The 19985-nt window shown below is 64.7% G+C and carries 13 protein-coding genes; 2 read left to right on the forward strand and 11 right to left on the reverse strand.

All coding sequences use genetic code 11. The annotated features are described in order from the left end of the window. Positions 1 to 16 precede the first annotated feature (16 nt). From topA to thiE, 11 genes are all read right to left on the reverse strand, one after another. On the reverse strand, positions 17 to 2593 hold the full coding sequence (topA, locus tag GYH26_RS09395; RefSeq protein WP_161541427.1) for a type I DNA topoisomerase: 2577 nt from the start codon (positions 2591 to 2593) through the stop codon (positions 17 to 19). 96 nt (positions 2594 to 2689) lie between these two features. Beyond that, on the reverse strand, positions 2690 to 3022 hold the full coding sequence (locus GYH26_RS09400) for a DUF5615 family PIN-like protein (RefSeq protein ID WP_161541428.1): 333 nt from the start codon (positions 3020 to 3022) through the stop codon (positions 2690 to 2692). Beyond that, entirely contained in the window at positions 3019 to 3243 is a 225-nt protein-coding gene (locus GYH26_RS09405) for a DUF433 domain-containing protein (RefSeq protein ID WP_054684883.1), read from the reverse strand. The genes GYH26_RS09400 and GYH26_RS09405 overlap by 4 nt, the downstream gene beginning before the upstream one ends. 144 nt (positions 3244 to 3387) lie before the next feature. Then, positions 3388 to 5892, reverse strand: a complete 2505-nt coding sequence (locus GYH26_RS09410) for an acyl-CoA dehydrogenase (RefSeq protein WP_161541429.1) — start codon at positions 5890 to 5892, stop codon at positions 3388 to 3390. A gap of 33 nt (positions 5893 to 5925) precedes the next feature. Then, positions 5926 to 7113, reverse strand: coding sequence for a thiolase family protein (locus GYH26_RS09415; protein ID WP_161541430.1), 1188 nt, complete (start codon positions 7111 to 7113; stop codon positions 5926 to 5928). 27 nt (positions 7114 to 7140) lie between these two features. Further along, positions 7141 to 9552, reverse strand: coding sequence for a 3-hydroxyacyl-CoA dehydrogenase/enoyl-CoA hydratase family protein (locus tag GYH26_RS09420; RefSeq protein ID WP_161541431.1), 2412 nt, complete (start codon positions 9550 to 9552; stop codon positions 7141 to 7143). Between the two features lie 22 nt (positions 9553 to 9574). Continuing rightward, the gene (locus GYH26_RS09425; RefSeq protein WP_161541432.1) at positions 9575 to 11473 is read right to left on the reverse strand and encodes an AMP-dependent synthetase/ligase; all 1899 of its coding nucleotides are present in this window, start codon (positions 11471 to 11473) and stop codon (positions 9575 to 9577) included. Positions 11474 to 11505: 32 nt separating this feature from the next. Then, on the reverse strand, positions 11506 to 12129 hold the full coding sequence (locus GYH26_RS09430) for a TetR/AcrR family transcriptional regulator (protein WP_014066708.1): 624 nt from the start codon (positions 12127 to 12129) through the stop codon (positions 11506 to 11508). 354 nt (positions 12130 to 12483) lie between these two features. Then, positions 12484 to 13989 (reverse strand): leucyl aminopeptidase, encoded by a 1506-nt coding sequence (locus GYH26_RS09435; RefSeq protein ID WP_161541433.1) that lies wholly within the window; start codon positions 13987 to 13989, stop codon positions 12484 to 12486. Then, a complete protein-coding gene (locus GYH26_RS09440) occupies positions 13986 to 15086 on the reverse strand; it encodes a DHH family phosphoesterase (RefSeq protein WP_161541434.1) in 1101 nt (366 codons plus the stop codon). Before GYH26_RS09440 ends, GYH26_RS09435 begins: the two co-directional genes overlap by 4 nt. 52 nt (positions 15087 to 15138) lie before the next feature. Continuing rightward, positions 15139 to 15801: a thiamine phosphate synthase gene (gene thiE / locus GYH26_RS09445; protein ID WP_161541435.1), complete on the reverse strand. Its 663-nt coding sequence runs from the start codon at positions 15799 to 15801 to the stop codon at positions 15139 to 15141. 107 nt (positions 15802 to 15908) lie between these two features. Between thiE and GYH26_RS09450 the strand changes: the two genes are divergently transcribed. Continuing rightward, positions 15909 to 16754: a phosphosulfolactate synthase gene (locus GYH26_RS09450; RefSeq protein WP_174238080.1), complete on the forward strand. Its 846-nt coding sequence runs from the start codon at positions 15909 to 15911 to the stop codon at positions 16752 to 16754. Positions 16755 to 17043: 289 nt separating this feature from the next. Further along, positions 17044 to 19887, forward strand: a complete 2844-nt coding sequence (locus tag GYH26_RS09455; RefSeq protein ID WP_161541436.1) for an SLBB domain-containing protein — start codon at positions 17044 to 17046, stop codon at positions 19885 to 19887. The last annotated feature ends 98 nt before the right edge of the window (positions 19888 to 19985 follow it).

Raw genomic sequence — 19985 nt, forward strand, 5'->3', positions numbered from 1 at the left:
CACCGGACGTTTCGCCTCACTTCGAGCGGCGACGGCGGCCCCGCGTCTTTCCTTTTCGGCCGGCCTTTTCTTCCAGCAGGGCCAGCGCCTCTTCCAGCGTGACGGCTTCGGGCGCGCGTCCCTCGGGGAGCGAAGCGTTCGTGCGACCGTGCTTCACGTAAGGTCCGTAGCGGCCTTCCCAGACCTCCACCGGCTCGCCGGTCTCAGGATGCGTCCCCAGCACGCGGAGCGGCCGGCTCCTTGCTTCTTTTTCGGCCAGCAGTTCCAGTGCCCGCTCCAGATCGATCGTGAACACGTCGTCTTCTTCCTTGAGCGAGGCGAACGTCCGCCCGTGCTGCACATAGGGCCCGTAGCGGCCGATGCCCACCAGTACGGGCTGGCTGGTCTCGGGATGCGTACCCAGCGTGCGCGGTAGTTTCAGCAGGGCCAGCGCCTTCTCCAGATCCACCACGGCCGGCTCCATGCCCGGCGGCAGCGCCACCCGCTTCGGCTTGCCGGCCTGTTCGTCGTCGCCGAGCTGCACGTAGTAGCCGTAGGGGCCTCGCCGGAGCAGCACCGGCTGCCCGCTTTCCGGATCGATCCCCAGCACCCGGTCTTCGATCTGTCCTTCCCGCAGGATCTGCTCCAGCTTCTCGCGGGTCACGTCGCCGGGCGCCAGATCGGCCGGCAGCGAGGCGGTTACGATCTGCCCGTCCACCGGCCCCTCGACGTACGGCCCGTACTTGCCCACGCGCACCACGTAGGGCTCCCACTGCGGGAAGCGAATCGTCGAGACCTCGCGGGGATCCACACGTCGCAGCGCCTCGTCGATCATGCGTTCGAGCCCCTCTTCGCCCTGATAGAACTGGCGCAGGTAGGGCACCGTCTTCTGGCGGCCCCGGGCGATCTCGTCAAGTGCCTCCTCCATCTGGGCCGTAAAGCCCAGGTCCACCAGCTTTTCGAAATAGGCTTCCAGCAGGTTGTTCGTGGCGAAGGCCATGAACGTGGGCACGAGCTGGTTGCCGCGCCGCACGGCGTAGCCGCGCTGCAGGATGGTGTCGATGATCGTCGCGTAGGTGCTCGGCCGACCGATCCCTTCCTGCTCGAGCGTCTTGACCAGCGTGGCCTCGGTGTAGCGAGCCGGCGGGCGCGTCTCGTGCCGCTGGGGTTCGACCTGTACGCAGCGGGGCCGGTCGCCTTTTTTCAGCGGTGGCAGCGGCTGGTCGCGGTCTTCGAGGGCGGCCTCCGGATCGTCGCTCCCTTCGACGTAGGCCCGGAAGAAGCCCGGAAACTCGATGGTCCGACCCGAGGCGCGGAAGCGGGCGATCGGCTCCCGGTCGCCGGCCTCCAGGTGCACCGTCAGCAGCCGCAAGCGCGCATCGGCCATCTGCGAGGCCACCGTACGCTTCCAGATCAGGTCGTACAGCGCCGCGTCGATGCCGGTCAGGCCCAGCTCCTCGGCCGTCTTCATCTCGCGGCCGGCGGGCCGAATGGCCTCGTGCGCTTCCTGCGCATTGCGGACGCGGCTCTGATACTGGCGGGGTTGGGGACTCAGGTACTCCCTGCCGTAGCGCTCGACGATGGTTCGACGGCTGGCTTCGATGGCCTCCTGCGACAGGTGGGTCGAGTCGGTGCGCATGTAGGTAATGTAGCCCTGCTCGTAAAGTCGCTGGGCGATCTGCATGGTCTGCCGCGCCGAAAGCCCCAGCTTGCGGCTGGCTTCCTGCTGGAGCGTCGAAGTGATGAACGGCGGCGCGGGCGAACGGGTCACGACCCGTTCTTCGACGTCGGCCACTACCCAGCCTTCGTGACGGAGCCGCTCGGCCAGCTCGTGGGCCTGCGCCTCGTCGAGCAGGATCACGTCGCGGCCGGCCACCAGCCCTTCTTTCAGCCGCCCGGTGTGTTCGTCGAAGTCCTTGCCGCCGGCCACCCGAATGCCGCCCACATGCGTCAGCACCGCCTCGAACGTCTGCCCCTCCTGCTCCAGCAGCGCCTTCAGGTCCCAGTAGGTGGCCGGGACGAACGCGATGCGTTCCTTTTCGCGCAGCACGAGCAGCCGCACGGCCGCGCTCTGGACACGTCCGGCCGACAGTCGCGGGGCGATCTTGCGCCAGAGCACGGGCGACACCAGGTAACCCACCAGGCGGTCCAGAATGCGCCGGGCTTCCTGCGCCTCGACCAGGTTGTAGTCGATGTCGCGCGGATTGCGCAGCGCCTGTTCGATCGCCTCCCGCGTGATCTCATGAAAGACCATGCGGCGGACCGGCACCTTCGGTTTGAGCACCTCGACCAGGTGCCAGCCGATAGATTCGCCCTCACGGTCTTCGTCGGTGGCGATGTACAGCTCGTCGGCCTCTTTCAGCGCCTCTTTGAGCTGCTGCACCACCTTTCGCTTGTCGCGTGGGATCACGTAAAGCGGCTCGAAGTCGCGATCGATGCGCACGCCCAGCCGCGCCCACTCCTCGTGCTTCAGGTTGGCGGGCACTTCGGCCGCCGAGGCCGGCAGATCGCGAATGTGCCCCATGCTGGCCTCGACGCGGAAGCCGTCCTTCGGCAGAAAATTGCGGATGGTGCGTGCTTTCGTCGGCGACTCGACAACGACCAGGCGCTTCATAACGATCGGGCTGCTTCCGTACAAAAAACCGCCCGGCGATCGGACCGGGCGGGCAGTCTCACGCCTACCGGCAGGCAACGTTCCAGAAAGGGGCACTCAGACCAGAAGCAAGATACCCATTGTTTCGCTCTGCACAAGCTCCACCACGAGTTCGTAGTTTCGGCGCAGGATTTCCTCAATTTCACGAGTAGAGCAGTTACCACGTCCGATCCAGACCACCTTGGGGGGAACGCCGTAAAGCGTACTCATTTCGGCAAAATCAGCGTCTTTGCTTACAAGCACATAGCCATGACCCCGAGCGAACTCCCACACCTCAACATCCAACGCCCGATCCAATCCCACCTCAGAGACATGCGCGGACCCGGGATAGCAGTCGGCAAGTCGGGCAACCAGGCGCGGCGAAAGATTCTGGTCAAACAGCAGCTTCATGCAGGAGCCATCAGTGTGTGCCGTTCACGAGCCGCCGCATATTCCAGACAGGCCAGAATGTCTTCCTTTGTCAGATAGGGAAAGTCTTCCAGAATCTCGTCGTACGACATACCCGAGGCCAGATAGCTGAGCACGTCATAAACGGTAATCCGCATGCCACGAATGCAGGGCTTACCGCCGCGCTTGCCGGGTTCGATGGTAATACGATCCAGATAACGCATTGCTGACTTGGAGCACGGTTGATCAGCAGACATTTTGTTATTCACGCCCGCTGGCAGGCAACGTTCCAGAAAGGGGCGTGCCGGCAGCGCAAGAAAAAAAAGGACCGGCCGAGGCCGGTCCCCTGCGGTGCCTGCTGCGTGCGGTTACGACTCGGTCGCGACCGCCTCGCGGCTGCCGTCGCCGGCCGCTTCGATGCCGGCCGGCGGCGCATTGTAGTAGCGCCGGTATTCTTCGAGCGTGAAGGCATCGACCTGGATGGCATCCCAGCGGGCCGCTTCGGCCTCCTGGATAAGGCCAGCTTCCTCGGCCGTGATGATGCCTTTTTCGACGGCCTGGCGCACGAGCTGCTCCGGCCGCGCCTTGGGCAGCTCGCCCCGTTTGACGGCCGCATAGATTTTCCTGAGCAGCTCGTCTTCCTGGTAGGCCAACTGGAAAGCCCGCTCCAGGCGGCCGAGCGCCTCGTTCGGATCGGACGGTACGTACATGCCGGCCGTCATGCGCTCCCGCTGCTCGCCCGGCGTCAGCATGAGCTGAGCCACCCGATGCCCCAGCCGGTCCGAAGGCGGCGCGCTCAGGCGGTTCAGACGCGACCACCAGGCGGCCGGTCCGCGCAGGAACCAGGTCAGTCCCGGAATGCGCAGGTTGTCGAACAGACCGTCGAACGCCTGCTGCATCCGGTGGAAGGCGTACTGCATGGCCCAGTCGAAGAACGGCCGGTCTTCCTCGCGCCGGCCCTCGGCCTCGAAGCGCCGCATGGTGGCCGTGGCCAGGTACATCCAGGAGAAGATGTCAGCAAAGCGGCCCGTCAGCTTTTCCTTGCGCTTCAGGTTGCCGCCCAGCGCGGCCATGGCCAGATCGGCCAGAAAGGCGAACGAAGCCGAGGCCCAGGCCAGCTTCCGGGCATAGCGGGCGGCCGGGCCCGAGACGCCCGTACGTGCCAGGCGTCCGCGCGACAGGCTCAGCAGCAGCGCCCGGGCACCGTTGCGCACCACCAGGCCGACGTGCTTCCAGAAGGCGTCGTCGAACGCCTGCACGTCGCCGCGCTCCAGCGCTGAGATCTCCTTGTAGGCGTAGGGATGGCAGCGGATGGCCCCCTGCCCGAAGATCATCAGCGTGCGCGTCAGGATGTTGGCGCCCTCGACGGTGATGCCGATCGGCGCGGCGATGTAGCCGTGGGCCAGCAGGTTGCGCGGTCCGCGCGAAATGCCGTTGCCGCCCAGGATGTCCATGCCGTCGTTGATGGCCTGCCGCCCCAGCTCGGTCGTGTTATACTTCATGATGGCCGAGACGACGGCCGGCTTGGCACCCCGATCCAGGCCACCGCACGTGTAGACGCGTCCGGCCTCGACCAGATAGTTGAAGCCGCCGATGCGCGCCAGCGGCTCTTCGATGCCCTCGAACATGCCGATGGGCAGCCCGAACTGACGCCGCACGCGGGCATGCGCCGAAGCGACGCGGTAGATCAGCTTCAGACCGCCCGCCGACGAAGCCGGCAGCGAAATACCCCGCCCGGCCGCCAGCGACTCCATGAGCATGCGCCAGCCCTTGCCGGCCCACTCCGGCCCGCCGATGATCGCATCGATGGGCACCACGACGTCATGGCCTTCCACCGGGCAGTTGTAGAAGGGCACGCCCAGCGGATCGTGCCGCATGCCCAGCTTGACGCCCGGCGTACTGGTCGGAATCAGCGCACACGTGATGCCCAGATCCTCCCCTTTACCCAGCAGGTTGTCCGGGTCCCGGAGCTTGAAGGCCAGCCCCAGCACCGTCGCGATGGCGGCCAGCGTGATGTAGCGCTTCTGGAAGTTCAGCCGGATGTAGAGCTTGCCGTCTTCACCCCGAAACACGACGCCGCTGGCCTGGATGGCCCCGGCGTCAGACCCGGCTCCGGGTTCGGTCAGCGCGAAGGCGGGAATTTCCTCGCCCCGGGCCAGTCGGGGCAGGTAGTAGTCGCGCTGTTCCTGCGTGCCGTAGTGGATGAGCAGTTCGGCCGGACCCAGCGAGTTGGGCACCATCACCGTCGTGGCCAGCGGCCCACAGCGCGACGACAGCTTCTGCACGACGGCGCTGTTGGCCAGCGACGAAAAGCCCAGCCCGCCGTATTCTTTCGGGATGATGATGCCCAGGAAGCCTTTCTCCCGGATGAACTGCCACACCTCCGGCGGCAGGTCCCGCCAGCGCCAGACGTCCCAGTCGTTCACCATCCGGCAGAGTTCCTCGACAGGCCCTTCCAGAAAGGCCCGCTCCTCCTCGGTAAGCGACGGGTAGTTCGTCTCGCGAAGCAGCCGGTTGAAGTTCGGCTTACCGGCGAACAGCTCGCCCTCGACCCAGACGGTGCCGGCTTCGATGGCCGTGCGCTCGGTATCGGAGATCTTCGGCAGAAAGCCGGAGGCCCGCATGAAGGCCATGAGCGGTCTGGAGACGAGCGTCCGCCGCAGCGGCTTCAGGTTGAAGACGACGGCCAGCACGCCGAAGACCACCCAGAGCCAGAGCGGTGCCCCCACGCCGTAGAGTACGACGGCCGTCGCCAGCGTCCAGAGTCCGAGCGGTGCGCCCGTGAATGCCAGCGCCAGCGCCACCACAAGCACGCCGAGCACGATCCAGCCGGCGCCTACAGGGTCCAGAAAGTGATAAAACGGCAGGTTCATGATCCCTCCGTTGTATGGTTGGCGGTTATCGCCTCAGCGTTGCAGGTTTTCGATGATGCCGGCGGCCCCCATGCCACCGCCCACGCACATCGTGCAGAGGCCGTAGCGTCCGCCCCGCCGCCGCAGTTCATAGAGCAGCGTGGCGGTCAGCTTGGCGCCCGTGCAGCCGAGCGGGTGCCCCAGCGCAATGGCGCCGCCGTTCACGTTTACCTTTTCCTCGTCGAGCCCCACTTCGCGGATGACGGCCAGCGCCTGCGCGGCAAAGGCTTCGTTCAGTTCGATCAGGTCGATGTCGTCGAGCGTCAGGCCGGTCTGTTTGAGCACCTTGCGGATGGCCTCGACGGGACCGATGCCCATGATCTCAGGCGGCACGCCGGCCAGCGCAAAGCCGATGAGCCGCCCCATGGGCTCGACGCCCAGCTCCTTCACCATGCGCTCGCTCATGACCACGGCCGCGGCCGCACCATCCGACTTCTGCGAGGCATTGCCCGCCGTCACGGTCCCGTTCACCTTGAAGACGGGCCGCAGTGCAGCCAGCGCCTCCAGGCTCGTATCGCGGCGCGGCCCTTCGTCCACGCGGAATTCCTTCTCGACGGTGCGCGTCTGGCCGTTCTCGTAGACCACCTCGCGCACCGTGACGGGCACGATCTCTTCGTCGAACTTGCCGCTGTCGATCGCCTCGATGGCCCGCTGGTGCGAGCGCAGCGCGAAGCGGTCGGCCTCCTCGCGGGTGATACCGTAGCGCTCGGCCACGTTTTCGGCGGTCAGGCCCATCGACAGGTACACGTCGATGTCGCGCTCGACCAGTTCGGGATCGGGCTGGAAGAAAAAGCCGGTCATGGGCACCTGGCTCATCGATTCGGTGCCGCCCGCCACGATCACGTCGGCGTGACCGGCCATGATGGCCTGCGTGGCCATGGCAATGGTCTGCAATCCCGACGAGCAGAAACGGTTGACGGTGGCGCCGGGCACGCTGTCGGGCAGGCCGGCCTTCTGGGCCACGATCCGGCCCATGTTCATGCCCTGGGGTCCTTCGGGAAAGGCGCACCCCATGATCACGTCGTCGATCAGCTCCGGCTCCAGCCCTTTCACGCGCCGGACGGCCTCGCGCACGGCGATGGCGCCCAGCTCCTCGGGACGCACGTTGCGCAGCGATCCTTTGTCGGCCTTGCCGACGGCCGTGCGCACAATGCTGACAATGTATGCTCCGTTAGCCTGCATGGCAGTTGTCCTTTTCGGTTTCGGGGTTCAGTTGCGCAGTGGTTTGTTGGTCTGCAGCAGGTGCATGATGCGCTCCTGCGTCTTGGGCTGCCCCAGCAGATGCAGGAAGACCTCACGCTCGAGCGCCAGCAGGTAGTCCTCGGAGACTTCCTGTGGATGGGTCAGATTGCCGCCCGTCATCACGTAGGCGAGCTTCGAGGCCAGATACTGGTCGTACTCGGTGATGAAGCCGCCTTTGCGGTACTGATCGACGCCCACCATGAGCGCCGCGTAGCCCGGTTTGCCCAGCACCTTGACGCGGGTGGGCTTCGTCGGCGGCTGGTAGCCCTGCTCCGAAAGCCGGAGCACTTCCTGCTTGGCCACGAAGAGCCGCCGGTCTTCGTTCATGACGATGCGGGCGTGCGGCGGCAGGAAGCCCATGGCCTGCGCCTGGCGGGCACTGGTGGCCACCTGCGCCATTGCGACGGTCTCGAAGTACTTCTGAATCCAGGGCAGAATCTCGCTGGGATGGCCATGCGGTGCCTGCTCGGCCGCCTTCACCACCAGCCGTGTGGTGCCCGTGCCGGCCGGAATCAGCCCCACGCCCAGCTCCACCAGTCCCAGATAGCTTTCGGCGGCGGCCACCGGGTTCGGACAGGCCATCACCATCTCGCAACCACCGCCCAGCGCCCGCTGATGCACGGCCACCACGACGGGCTTCGTGGCGTAGCGGATGCGCTGCATCACCTCCTGGAATTTCTCCAGGAAGGTCTCCAGCAACTTGAACTCCTGCTGCGCCACGGCCATGACGGCCTCGCCCAGGTTAGCCCCCACCGAGAAGTGCCGCCCTTCGTTGCCGATGACCATGCCCCGGATGTTCAGGTCGTTTTCGACGCGGTCAAGCACCTCCAGCAAGCCCTCCATCACCCACTGCCCCAGCGCGTTCGCCTTCGAGCGGAACTCGTAGAGCACCACGCCATCGCCCAGGTCGAGCAGCGCGGCCTCGGCGTTCTGCCAGAGTGTGCGCTTCGGGTCGGCCTTGATCACGGCCAGCCGGATCTCGTCGGCCGGGATCGGATCGTCCACGTAGCGGCCTTCGACGGGATGATAGACCTGCGGCCGGCCATCTTCCTGACGGTAGAAGGACGTGGCGCCCTTCTTCGGCATCTCCTCCACCCAGGCGGGCAGCGCATAGCCCAGCTTGCGACAGCCCTCCACCACCTGCTCGAAGCCGAGCGCATCCCAGATCTCGAAGGGACCCAGCTCCCAGCCAAAGCCCCACCGGATGGCGCGGTCCACGTTGGCCGGGTTATCCGTGATCTCCGGGATGCGACGGGCCGCGTAGGCCAACAGATCCAGCGTGGTCGTGCGGAAGAACTCGCCGGCCCGCCCCTCGTCGGCAAAAAGCGCCCGCAGCCGCTCCTTCAGATCCGGAATCGATTTGATGCGGTCCAGATCGCCCAGGTTGAGCGGCCGCGGCGGCTCGTACTGGCCGGTCTCGGGATTGATCGACTTGATGACGCCGTCTTCTTTCCTGTAGAAACCGGCCCCGGTCTTCTGACCGAGCGCGCCCTTTTCGACAAGCGTCTCCAAGATTTTCGGCGGCCTGAAGGCCTCGCGGCTCTCGTCGTTGGTGGCCTTCTCGTACAGGTTACGGGCCACGTCGAGCATGACGTCGAGCCCCACCACGTCGGCCGTGCGGAAGGTGGCCGACTTCGGCCGCCCCACGAGCGTGCCCGTGAGCGCATCGATTTCCTCGATCGTGTAGCGCCCCTGCTCAAAGAGCGCGATTACCCGCATCATGCCGTAGACGCCGATGCGGTTGCCGATGAAATAGGGCACGTCGTTGGCCACCACGATCCCCTTGCCCAGGTAAAAGCGGCCGAACCAGGCCACGCGGGCCAGCACCTCGGGGTCGGTGTCGGCCGTGGGGATCAGCTCGAGCAGCTTCAGGTAGCGGGGCGGATTGAAGAAGTGCGTGCCCAGAAACCGCCGCCGGAACGCCTCGGAACGCCCTTCGGCGATCTCCCGGATGGGCAGGCCGCTCGTGTTCGTCGAGATGATCGCGTCCTCGCGGGCCGCCTCTTCCACGCGCGCCATCACCTGGCGTTTGATGTCGAGCCGTTCGACGACGGCCTCGATGATCCAGTCGGCCTCGCCCACCCGGTCGAAGTGCTCGTCGAAGTTGCCCAGCGTGATCCGTTGCTTCGCAGCCTCGTCGAAGAACGGATCGGGCTTCATCTTGAGCGCCTTCCGGAATTGCTGCTCGACGATTGCGTTTTTCGGTCCTTCCTTGGGCGCAATGTCGAGCAACAGCACTTCGACGCCCGCATTGGCCAGGTGGGCGGCAATCTGCGCGCCCATCGTGCCAGCGCCCAGCACGGCCGCCTTGCGGAATGGCCGGAAGTGCCAGGGCCGCAGCTCCAGCAGGTTTCGGGGAGTTACCGTGGTCGTTTCCATGATGCGTTTTCGTGGTTTTTATTCAGGATTCAGGGGTTGTCGCTTCCTGTTCATGTGCTTCGGCCTCGGCGCCCTCGTAGAGCGCCCGGATCTGGGCCTCGTATTTCTTGTAGAGCGCCGAGCGCCGCACTTTGAGCGTAGGCGTCAGCGTGCCCTCTTCGATGGAGAGTCGCTCGGGGACCAGCACAAAGCGCTTGATCGTGGCCCAGGGGTCCATGCCCTCGTTGGCACGATCGACGATCTGCTGATAGACTTCCAGGATCTTCGGCTCGCGCACCAGCTTTTCAAGCGGCTGGTTGGCGTCGAGCCCGAGCCGCCGCGCCAGCCGTCGAAGCGCTTCCTCGTCCGGGAAAATGAGCGCCGCCGTGAACTTGTAACCGGGTCCCACCACGAGCGCCTGCTCGACGAGCGGGTCGGCCGTCAGGCGCTGCTCCAGCGGCTGGGGCATCACGTACTTGCCCGTCGAGAGCTTGAACAGATCTTTTTTGCGGTCGGTGATGACGAGAAAACCTTCTTCGGTGAAGTAGCCGATGTCGCCCGTGTGAAACCACCCTTCTTCGTCGATCACCTCGCGCGTGCGCTCCGGGTCCTTGTAGTAGCCCAGCATGACGTGCGGACCGCGCGTGAGAATCTCGCCGTCCTCGGCGATCTTCACCTCCACGCCCGGAATGGGCACGCCCACCGTGCCGGCCCGGTTCAGCTCGGGGCGGTTGTAGGTGATGACCGGGCTTGTTTCGGTCAGGCCGTAGCCCTGCAGGATCGGGATACCGGCCGCAGCGAAGATGTTGGCCAGTTCGGCCGAAAGGGCCGCCCCGCCCGCGATGATGAAGGCGATGCGCCCGCCCAGGGCCTCCCGCCACTTGCGATAGACCAGCCGGTCGGCCACGGCCAGTTGCAACCGGTAGAGGCCCCGCGGCTCGCGCCCCAGTTCGTAACGTCGGGCCAGGTCCAGCGCCCAGCGAAAGATTCGTCCCTTCAGGCCGGGCATGGTGGCCGCCCGCTCTACCAGCGCCCCGTAGATTTTCTCGAGCACGCGCGGCACCGTGGCGAACGTCGTGGGCCGCACCTGACGGAGCGCGTCCCGAAGCGCATCGGGCGTCGTAAAGTAGACGCTGGAGGCGTGGTACAGATAGCCATAGAAGAGCGTCCGGGCGAAAACGTGCGTCAGCGGCAGAAACGACAGGGCCACCTCGCCGTCCGGCCCCGGCCGGTACTGTTTGATCCCGCTGAAGGACGTGAGCGCGTTGAACGAAATATTTTCGTGGGAGAGCATCACGCCCTTGGGGCGCCCCGTCGTGCCGCTCGTGTAGATGATGGTGGCCAGGTCGCCCGGACGGATCTGCGCCCGCAGCCGCGCGATGGCCTCCGGGTCGGCCGCACGGCGCTGTCGCCCTGCTTCCAGCAATTGGGTGAAGGTGTAGAGCGGCCGCCCTTCCACCCGATCCGTGTCCAGTCCGGTCGCGTCGGCCACCACGACGAACCGCACGCCGGGCAGGTCGCGCAAAAGCGACGCGACGCGTTCGAGCAACGCTCGGTTCGAGACGACGAGCGCGCGGGCCTCGGCGTGCTCGATCACGTAGTGAATCGACTCGGGCGCGTGCGTCAGGTAGATGGGCACGTCGATCAGGCCGCCGATCAGGCAGGCCATGTCGGCCAGGCAGAAGTAGGCGTCGCTTTCCATGTAGAAGGCCACGTGGGCGCCCCGCTCCAGTCCCATTGCATGCAGGCCCAGCGCCAGCGCCTCGGCCTGCTCGGCAAAATCGCGCAGCGAGATGGGCGTCCAGCGCCCCGGCCCGGCCGGTTGGTTCAGGAAGGCCGGGTTCTCGTAGCGCGCCAGTGCCTCGTAGAGCACGTCCGGCAGCGTCTTACCGAGCACCGGTGTGCCCGTATCAGGTGGCGCCGTGTAAATGCGTTCGCCCATAGGTATACACAAAAAAGCGCTTCCTGTCCGTGTTATTTTGCAGCCATCTGCGGCAGGGCCTCAGGAGCCAGCACCCCGCGCAGCAGCGTCCGAATGATCGTGTCGATGAAGGCTTCCGGGTCGATCCGCACGTCCACGCGGCGGGCCAGCAGCAGTGCGATCGCGCCGTGGAGTGCCGCCCAGGCCGCGCTGGCCGTTACGCGCGGATCCTCGACGGCAAACACGCCCAGCCGACGGCCTTCTTCCAGCGCCTGGATGGAAAACTCCAGACACCGGCGCGCCCGGCGATATTTTTCCGGCGGGTATCGCTCCATGCGCTCCGGGTGCAGCATGAACATGATCTCATAGTATTCCGGATTGCTGCGCCCGAAGGCCACGTAGCGCCGCCAGAGCGCCTCCAACCGGGCCACCGGATCGTCGTGACGGGCCGCCTCTTCCTGCAGCTCCTCGTAGAGCAGCCCGAAGCCCTCGTCGATCAACGTGTGCACCAGCGCATCCTTGTTCTGGAAGTACAGGTAGATGGCCGTCGGGCTACAGCCGATCGCCCGCGCAATTTTGCGCATGGAGAGACTCGTGTAGCCCTCGGCCACCAGCAGGTGGCGCGTGGCGTCGAGAATACGTCGCCGCAGCGTGCCGTCCGATCCGGCTTCCGTCATGGTTCTTTGCGCTGGTTAACACTGTTAAGTTAAACAAAAAATGTGTTCGCTGTCAAGTTTTTTCGAACACGGTTGCGCGGTAGCGATGCCCACCACCACGTCGACTCCGGTCGCCTGGAAATGGTCAAAAAAACCGGCGCGGCCCTTTCGAGCCGCGCCGGCTGCCCCACCATGTGTGATTGAGACTTGCGACGTGCCGCTAACGCAAGTCTCCCGGACGTGCTTCTGTGTCTATAGACACCCGCTGAGGGCCGTTGTAACCTCCGGGTAGAAAAATTTTTGTACCGCCCTGCAAAAAAGCCCCGCCCGCCAGCATCGGCGAGCAGGGCCTGCTCATTCCTGCGGAACCTGCGCTCAACTCGAGAAACGCCTGGGGGAGGCAAAGTCGCGCAGGAATTCGACCAGGAGTCGCACGCCGAAGCCCGTGCCGCCTTTCGGGCGGTAGGGTTTGGGTTCCTTCAGGAAGGCCGGCCCGGCCATGTCAATGTGGATCCAGGGATAATCGACAAAGTGCTCCAGAAACTTGGCCGCCGTGATGGAGCCGGCCTCACGGCCGCCGATGTTCTTCAGGTCGGCCACGTCGCTTTCCAGCAGTTTGGCGTACTCGTCATACATGGGCAGCGGGTGGACCCGATCGCCACTGCGCTCCCCGGCCGCCACAATGGCCTGCAGGCGCTCTTCGGCACCTTCCACGTTGTTGGTCATGACGGCGGCCGCCTCAGTACCCAGCGCAATGATCTGGGCGCCGGTCAGCGTGGCCAAGTCGATGACCAGAATTGGACGATAGGTGCGGGCATATGAGAGCGCATCGGCCAGGATCAGACGCCCTTCGGCATCGGTGTTGAGCACCTCGACAGTCTTGCCGGAATGCATCCGAATGACTTCGCCAGGCACGTAGGCGTTCTCGCCGGGACGGTTGTCGGTGGCCGGGATCAGGCCCACCACGTAGAGCGGGATTTTCAGGCGGGCCAGCGCCTCCATGGCACCCACGACGGCCGCCGCGCCGGCCATATCGGACTTCATGTAGTCCATGCTGTCCTTGGTGGGCTTGAGCGACAGCCCGCCTGTGTCGAAGACCACGCCTTTACCCACCAGCACGACCGGCCGCTCGTTGAGGGCGTTTTCCGGATGCCAGGTAAGTACCGTGAAGGTGGGGGGCTCCGGGCTACCCCGGTTGACGGCCAGCAGCCCGCCCATGCCTTCTTCTTCGATCAACGCCTTGTCCCACACGTCGGCCTCGTAGCCGTACTTTTTGGCCGACTGCTCGATCAGGCGGGCAAACTTCGTGGGCGTTTTTTCGTCGGGCGACAGATTGACCAGGTCGCGTGCCGTCATCACGCATTCGGCGATGATGCGGCCGCGCTCGGCTCCCCGACGGCTGGCCTTTTCGTCCTCACCCGTTTCGTGGATCACGAGCCGCTCGATCTCGCGCAGGTCGCTTGTGTCCGTCTTGTAGCGCGTGAAGCGGTAGGCGGCCAGCATGAAGCCCTCGACGAGCGCCTGGCTGGCCGACTCGGGGTCGATCGAGGTCTGGGGCCGCACGATGGCGGCGGTGACGACTTTGCGCTCGCGGGCCAGTTCGGCGCCGCGGGCGGCCACCCGCCGCAGCCGCTCCAGATCGACGCGATCGGCCGGGCCCATGCCCACCAGCGCCAGGCGTCGGGCCCGACCGCTTTCCGGGTAGAGCCAGATCAGTTCGTCCGGCGCCCCGGTAAAGTCGGCCGCGGTGCGCCGGACAATTTCGCCAAACTGCTCGCTCAGGGCCTTCAGGGTTGCCTCGACGGCCCCTTCGGCAACAGGCACCAGGAGCAGATCGATATCCAGTTCGTCCAGTGGGATCGTAGTGACCGAGACTTTCATGACGCCGTAGAGGATGCTTGCGACTTCTGATGCAGGAGTGCTGAAAGATACGACGCATCTTCCGAGGAAAGGGTGCCCGAGGCGTCACCCGGGGGTGCGACTTCGAGCTGTGGCAGGTAGCGCGGAGCAGCTGCCAGCACGGCATCGACCAGCGTATCGAGTGTGGCCTTTTCCACAAAAGCCCCGGCGGCGTTCCGATGCCCACCGCCGCCGAACGCCCGCGCCCACTCGTTCACGTGATAGTCTCCTTTCGATCGAAAGCTGATTTTGACACCTTTTTCGATCTCGGTAAACAGCAGGGCCACCCGCACCCCCCGGATCGAGAGCAGGTGGTTGATGAAGCCCTCGGTGTCTTCGGTAGAGGCGCCGGTTTCGTTGAACATGCGGCGCGAGAGCACCATGTAGGCGACTTTACCGTCGTAGCGGAGCTGCAGGTTGCGCAAGGCCAGCCCCAGCAAGCGCATGCTTTCGGGCGTGCGTGTGTCGAAAATCGCGCTGTGGATGGCCTCGGTGCTGAGACCTCCCCGCTCCAGCAGATCGGCCACAATGCGATGGACCGTGGGCGTAACCGTGTTGAAGCGAAACGAGCCGGTGTCGGTCATGATGGCCACGTACAGCGCGGTGGCCAGTTCATGATCGATCAGGTTCGGATCGACGGCGCAGACCAGTTCGTAGACCAGCTCGCCGGTCGACGAGACCGTGTCGCGTACGTACTGCAGGTCGAACCAGTCTTCCGGGGCCGTGTGGTGGTCGATGAGCAGTTTGCAGGCACGGCTGGCCTCGACGGCCGGTGCCAGATCGCCGAGTCGGTCCAGCGCGTTCGTGTCGAGCACGCAGATGACGTCGGCCTGGTCGATCCGTTCGCGTTGGGCCAGCGCTCCGTTGAACACTTCTACCTGCTCGATGCCGGGCATCCAGGTCAGGTTCGACGGCGGCGGGTCGCTGTTGATCAGATATACGTCGCGTCCCATCTTCTGCAGCAGCCGCCCCAGGGCCAGCTGCGAGCCCAGCGCATCGCCGTCGGGCTTGATGTGGGTGGTCAGTACGAAGCGTTGATGCCGGCGAAAGCAGTTCAGAACGGCCCTGCGGGTAGACATACGGACTCCATCTGGTCTGCAAAAAAGCCCATCCTTAACGCCCGAGGGCCGTTCATGTTCGGGGCGTTTCCGGGAGCGTGCGCAGCACCGATTCGATCTCCAGGCGAAACTGGGCGGTGGCCGCCAGCGGATCGGGCGCGGTCGTGATGGCGGTCATCACGGCCACCCCGTAGGCACCGGCCTCCAGCACCGGACGCACCCGCTGCACGGTGATGCCGGCAATGGCGATCACGGGGATGGGTATGGCCTCGCAGACCTGCCGAAGTCCTTCGATACCCTTCACCGAAGCCGGGTTGGCCTTCGAAGCCGTGGGAAAAACCGGTCCGAAGCCGATGTAGTCGGCGCCGGCCTGCCAGGCTTCCACCGCCTGTTCGACCGTCGTAGCCGTGGCGCCGATGATGAAGTCCGGACCCAGAATGCGCCGGGCTTCGGCGACGGGAAAATCTTCCTGCCCCAGATGGACGCCATCGGCTTCTACGGCCAGCGCGATGTCGATATGGTCGTCGATAATGAGCGGCACGCCAGCTTCCTTGCACACGGCGGCCGTGCGTCGGGCCTCGTGCAGCTTGTGCCGGATGCCGCCGAACTTCTGGCGAAACTGCACGGTGTCGGCCCCGCCGGCAATCACCAGGCGGGCCAGCTCGGCATGGCCGTAACGCTGCTGGAAGTAAAAGTCCGTGAGCACATGCAGCCGACCGATCGGCTTCTTGCCCATTGTGCAACGCGTCGGTTATTTGTTCTGGATTGCCGGAAACTGATCGGACTTTCCTTTTTAACAACAACACGGCATTTCGTTGCAGCAATGAAAACACAGCGCAAGCTATGCTACGCAGAAAATCGACCCGCGAGATGGAACGCGCTTTTCAGTTTCTCCGGATGAACGCGCGCGAGCCTAAGCCGCGCACGCGCGGGCTGACCGAAATCCGTGGCCCCTACTACTCGGTAATGGGCCCCAACTATCTGAAAGATGTGCTCGAGACGATGGGGGCCTACATCGATTCGCTCAAATTCGCGGGCGGATCGTTCACGCTCATGCCGCGTCGGGTGCTTCGGGAAATCATCGACCTCTGCCACCAGTACGATGTGCTGGTTTCCACAGGGGGCTTCATCGAATACGTGGTGACGCAGGGGCCCGAAGCCGTTCATCGCTACATCCAGGAATGCAAAGAGCTGGGCTTCGATATTATCGAAATTTCCACGGGCTTTATCACCATTCCGGCCGACGACTGGCTGCGCCTGATCGAAGCGGTGCAGAAGGCCGGGCTGAAGGCAAAGCCCGAAGTGGGCATTCAATTCGGCGCAGGGGGCGATACGCCCGCCGAGCTCCTTGAAGCCGAAGGCGTGCAGGATCCGTCCTGGGCCATCCAGCTGGCACGACGCTTCCTGGAAGCCGGCGCCTACATGATCATGGTGGAGTCGGAAGGCATCACCGAAAACGTCAAGACCTGGCGCACGGACGTTGTGGCCCGCTTCATCAACGAACTGGGGCTGGAAAAACTCATGTTCGAAGCGGCCGACCCGCGCGTATTCGCCTGGTATATCAAAAACTACGGCCCCGAGGTCAACCTGTTCGTGGACCACAGCCAGATCGTCCAGCTCGAATGCCTGCGTAGTGGCATCTGGGGCACACAGGACCTGTTTGGCCGGGTGCATACCTTCAAGGGATGAACAAAGTAGCTCAAAGCCATTACTCTGACGGGAGACCGCTTCGGTCTCCCATTTTTGTTACGGGCCTCTCGAATGCGGCAATTTGTTCCGGTGCATTTTTTTCCACAGCGGCGACGTGCTTCGCAGGATTTTGGTGAAGATGTACGGCGTCCTGTTTGAATTTGTATCTTTAAACCCGATCTGACGGACTGTTGCAGCGGGATGGTCCGTATCTTGTCAGGCCCTTTACGGCAAAGTTATTCCTGAAGCAATCGTGAGTGTCCCTATCCAGCGAGTTGCAGCGGATATCATGCGTCAGAAACGTCAGCGTCGGTTACCGCTGGCCGGAGCAGTGCTCTGGCTGGTTCTGTGGCTTCTGCCTTCTGTCGTTCATGCCCAGGAGATTCCACAGCCCGTTCAGGAGGAGATACGGCGGCGGGGCATGACCGTCGAGGAGGCCCGGCGGGAAGCCGAACGCCTGGGCATCGACCTGTCGAATCCCGAGCAGGCCGCCCGGCGCGCCCGAGAGCTGGGTATTCCCGAGAGTCAGATTCAGGCCATGCTGCGCGCCGTCCAGCAGGAGCAGGCGCCACAGCTTCCCCGCATTCTCACGCCCGGCGTCTATCCGGTGAGCTTTCAGGACACGCTGGCGCTCGATACACTGCAGGCACTGGTGGACTCGCTGCGGCTGCGACGCGACTCGCTCCGACAGCGCAAGGCACAGGCTCCTTCTGATTCGCTCCCCTACTTCGGCTACGACGTTTTCGAGAACGTCCCCGATGCCTTTAAACCCAACCAGCTGGGACCGGTCGACGACCAGTACCTGGTGGGTCCCGGCGACGAACTGCGTCTGATGGTCTGGGGCGCCACGGAGTTCGCCTACGATCTGACCGTCGACCGCGAGGGCCGCATCTTCGTGCCCAGTGTCGGGCAGTTCACGGTGGCCGGCAAACGGCTCGACGTCCTGCGCGAGGAACTCAAACGCTGGCTGGCCCGCAGCTATGCCGGGTTGCTGGAGGACCCGCCCACGGTCTTCATGGACCTGACCGTCGCGCGCCTGCAACCGGTCTACATCTATGCGCTGGGCGAGGTGAAGCAGCCCGGCGGCTACGTGATCGCCAGCCAGTCGACGGTCTTTCAGGCGCTCTACGCCGTCGGGGGGCCGAAGCTCAGCGGTTCACTCCGCGACGTGCGCGTGGTGCGTGGCGGCCGGGTACTGGCTCGCGTGGACCTTTACGACTACCTGCTGCGCGGCGAGGGACGCGAGGACGTGCGTCTTCAGAACAACGACCAGCTCTTCGTGCCACCGCGCGGCAAGACGGTGGCCATCCGCGGCCAGGTGCGCCGCCCGGCTATCTACGAACTGAAGGAAAATGAAGGACTACGGGAGCTGATCCAGTTTGCGGCCGGACTCAAACCCGAGGCCTTCACCCGCTACGTCCGCATCGAGCGCATCATCCCCTTCGAGCAGCGACAGGACCCCTCGGTGGTGCGCGAGGTGATCACCGTGCCGCTCGACGGGGTGCTGGACGGCTCACGGCAGGTGCCGCTCTACGACGGGGATCGTGTCGAGGTGCTCTCGGTGCTCGACGTGAGCCGCAACGGCGTCTACATCAGCGGGGCCGTCGTGCACCCGGGCCTCTACGAAATCACCATGCAGGTACGCACGATCCGTGACCTGATCGAACGGGCCGGCGGGGTGACCAGCGACGTCTACGAAGGCCGCGTCCAGCTCGTGCGCTTCAAACAGAATCCGGCCGAGCGACCGCCTTCGGTGCCAGTTACCGTTGGTGATCCAGACGACCTGGCCCTCTTGGAAAAAATGGTCACGTTGGACCTGTCGCGTATTCTGCTGGGTGATCCTGAACACAACCTGGCGCTTCAACCCGGCGATCGTATTCGTGTCTACTCAGAGCTGGATATTAATGTACCGCGTACTGTAACAATTGAGGGTAAGGTGCGCAAACCAGGGAGTTATGCGTTACGCGACAGCATGACGGTCTATGACCTGCTCTTCCTGGGCGGGGGCCTCTTCGACGAAGAATTTCGCAAGGAGGTCTATCTGGAACGTGCCGACCTGATTCGCAAGGCCGAGCACGGCACGGAGGAGATCATCATCCCCTTCAATCTGGCCGAGGCGCTGCGTAACGAAGGGGCCGGACGGGCGCTGCTGCAGCCGGGCGACCGCATCCGCATCTATCCGGTCGACGTGCAGGAAATCCGGGAGAAGTTCGTCACGATCAGCGGTGCCGTCAAAAATCCGGGACAGTACCGCTGGCAGGAGAACATGACGCTGGAGGACCTGATCCTGAGGGCCGGCGGCTTTACGGAAGATGCGCTGCTGGACTGGGCCGAGGTGACACGTCTGCCGAAAGGGGCCGATCCGGAGCAGTTCGAGCAGCTGGCCGTGCGCATCGAGGTGCCCATGGCCGAGGATATCGACGACGTGGAGGCCGTCTCGTTCGCGCTGGACGATACGGCCCGGGCGCTGCGCGGAGCGCGGACGTTCCGGTTGCAGCACCGCGACCGCGTCTACATCCGCAGCAATCCTGCCTTCCGGCCGCAGCAGACCGTGACCGTCGCGGGCGAAGTCTGGTATCCGGGCACCTACACGATCCTGCGTGAAAACGAAACGCTGGCCGATGTGCTGCAGCGGGCCGGTGGCGTGCGGCCTACAGGCTACCTGAAAGGGGCCCGCCTGATCCGCGGCGGCCTGCCCGTGGTGATCGACATGGAGCGGGCCCTTCGGCGGGATCCCCGCCATAACGTCATCCTGCTGCCGGGCGACGAAATCCGTGTGCCGCCCAGGCCCGGCACCGTGGTGGTACGCGGCAATGTGCGGCGTCCGGGTCTGGTGAAGTATGTCCCCGGCCGACGCGTGGGCTATTACCTCGAACGGGCCGGTGGCCTGGACGAAGACTCGAAAGTCATCCTGGTCACCCAGGCCGACGGCGGTACCTATCCGGTCTATCTGGGGCTGAAGGGCTGGTTCCAGCGCGATCCGGTGGTGGACGAAGGCGCCATCATCGAAGTCGTGCGCAAACCGCCCGAAGAAAAGCGTCAGGTGACGTTCGACATCGGCAAAACGCTGACCGACATCGCCTCGATCGCCGCCAGCACGCTTACCATCATCGCGCTGGCCCGACGACTTTAGGCGCCTTCCGGTCCACCGACCCTACTGCCCCTGCAGCATAGTGGACCGGTGGCGGGCCTCGATCGTCCTCAATACCGGAAGGCTCCGAGTTCAGGCGG

This window comes from Rhodothermus marinus (assembly GCF_009936275.1).
Classification (GTDB): Bacteria; Bacteroidota; Rhodothermia; order Rhodothermales; family Rhodothermaceae; genus Rhodothermus; species Rhodothermus marinus_A.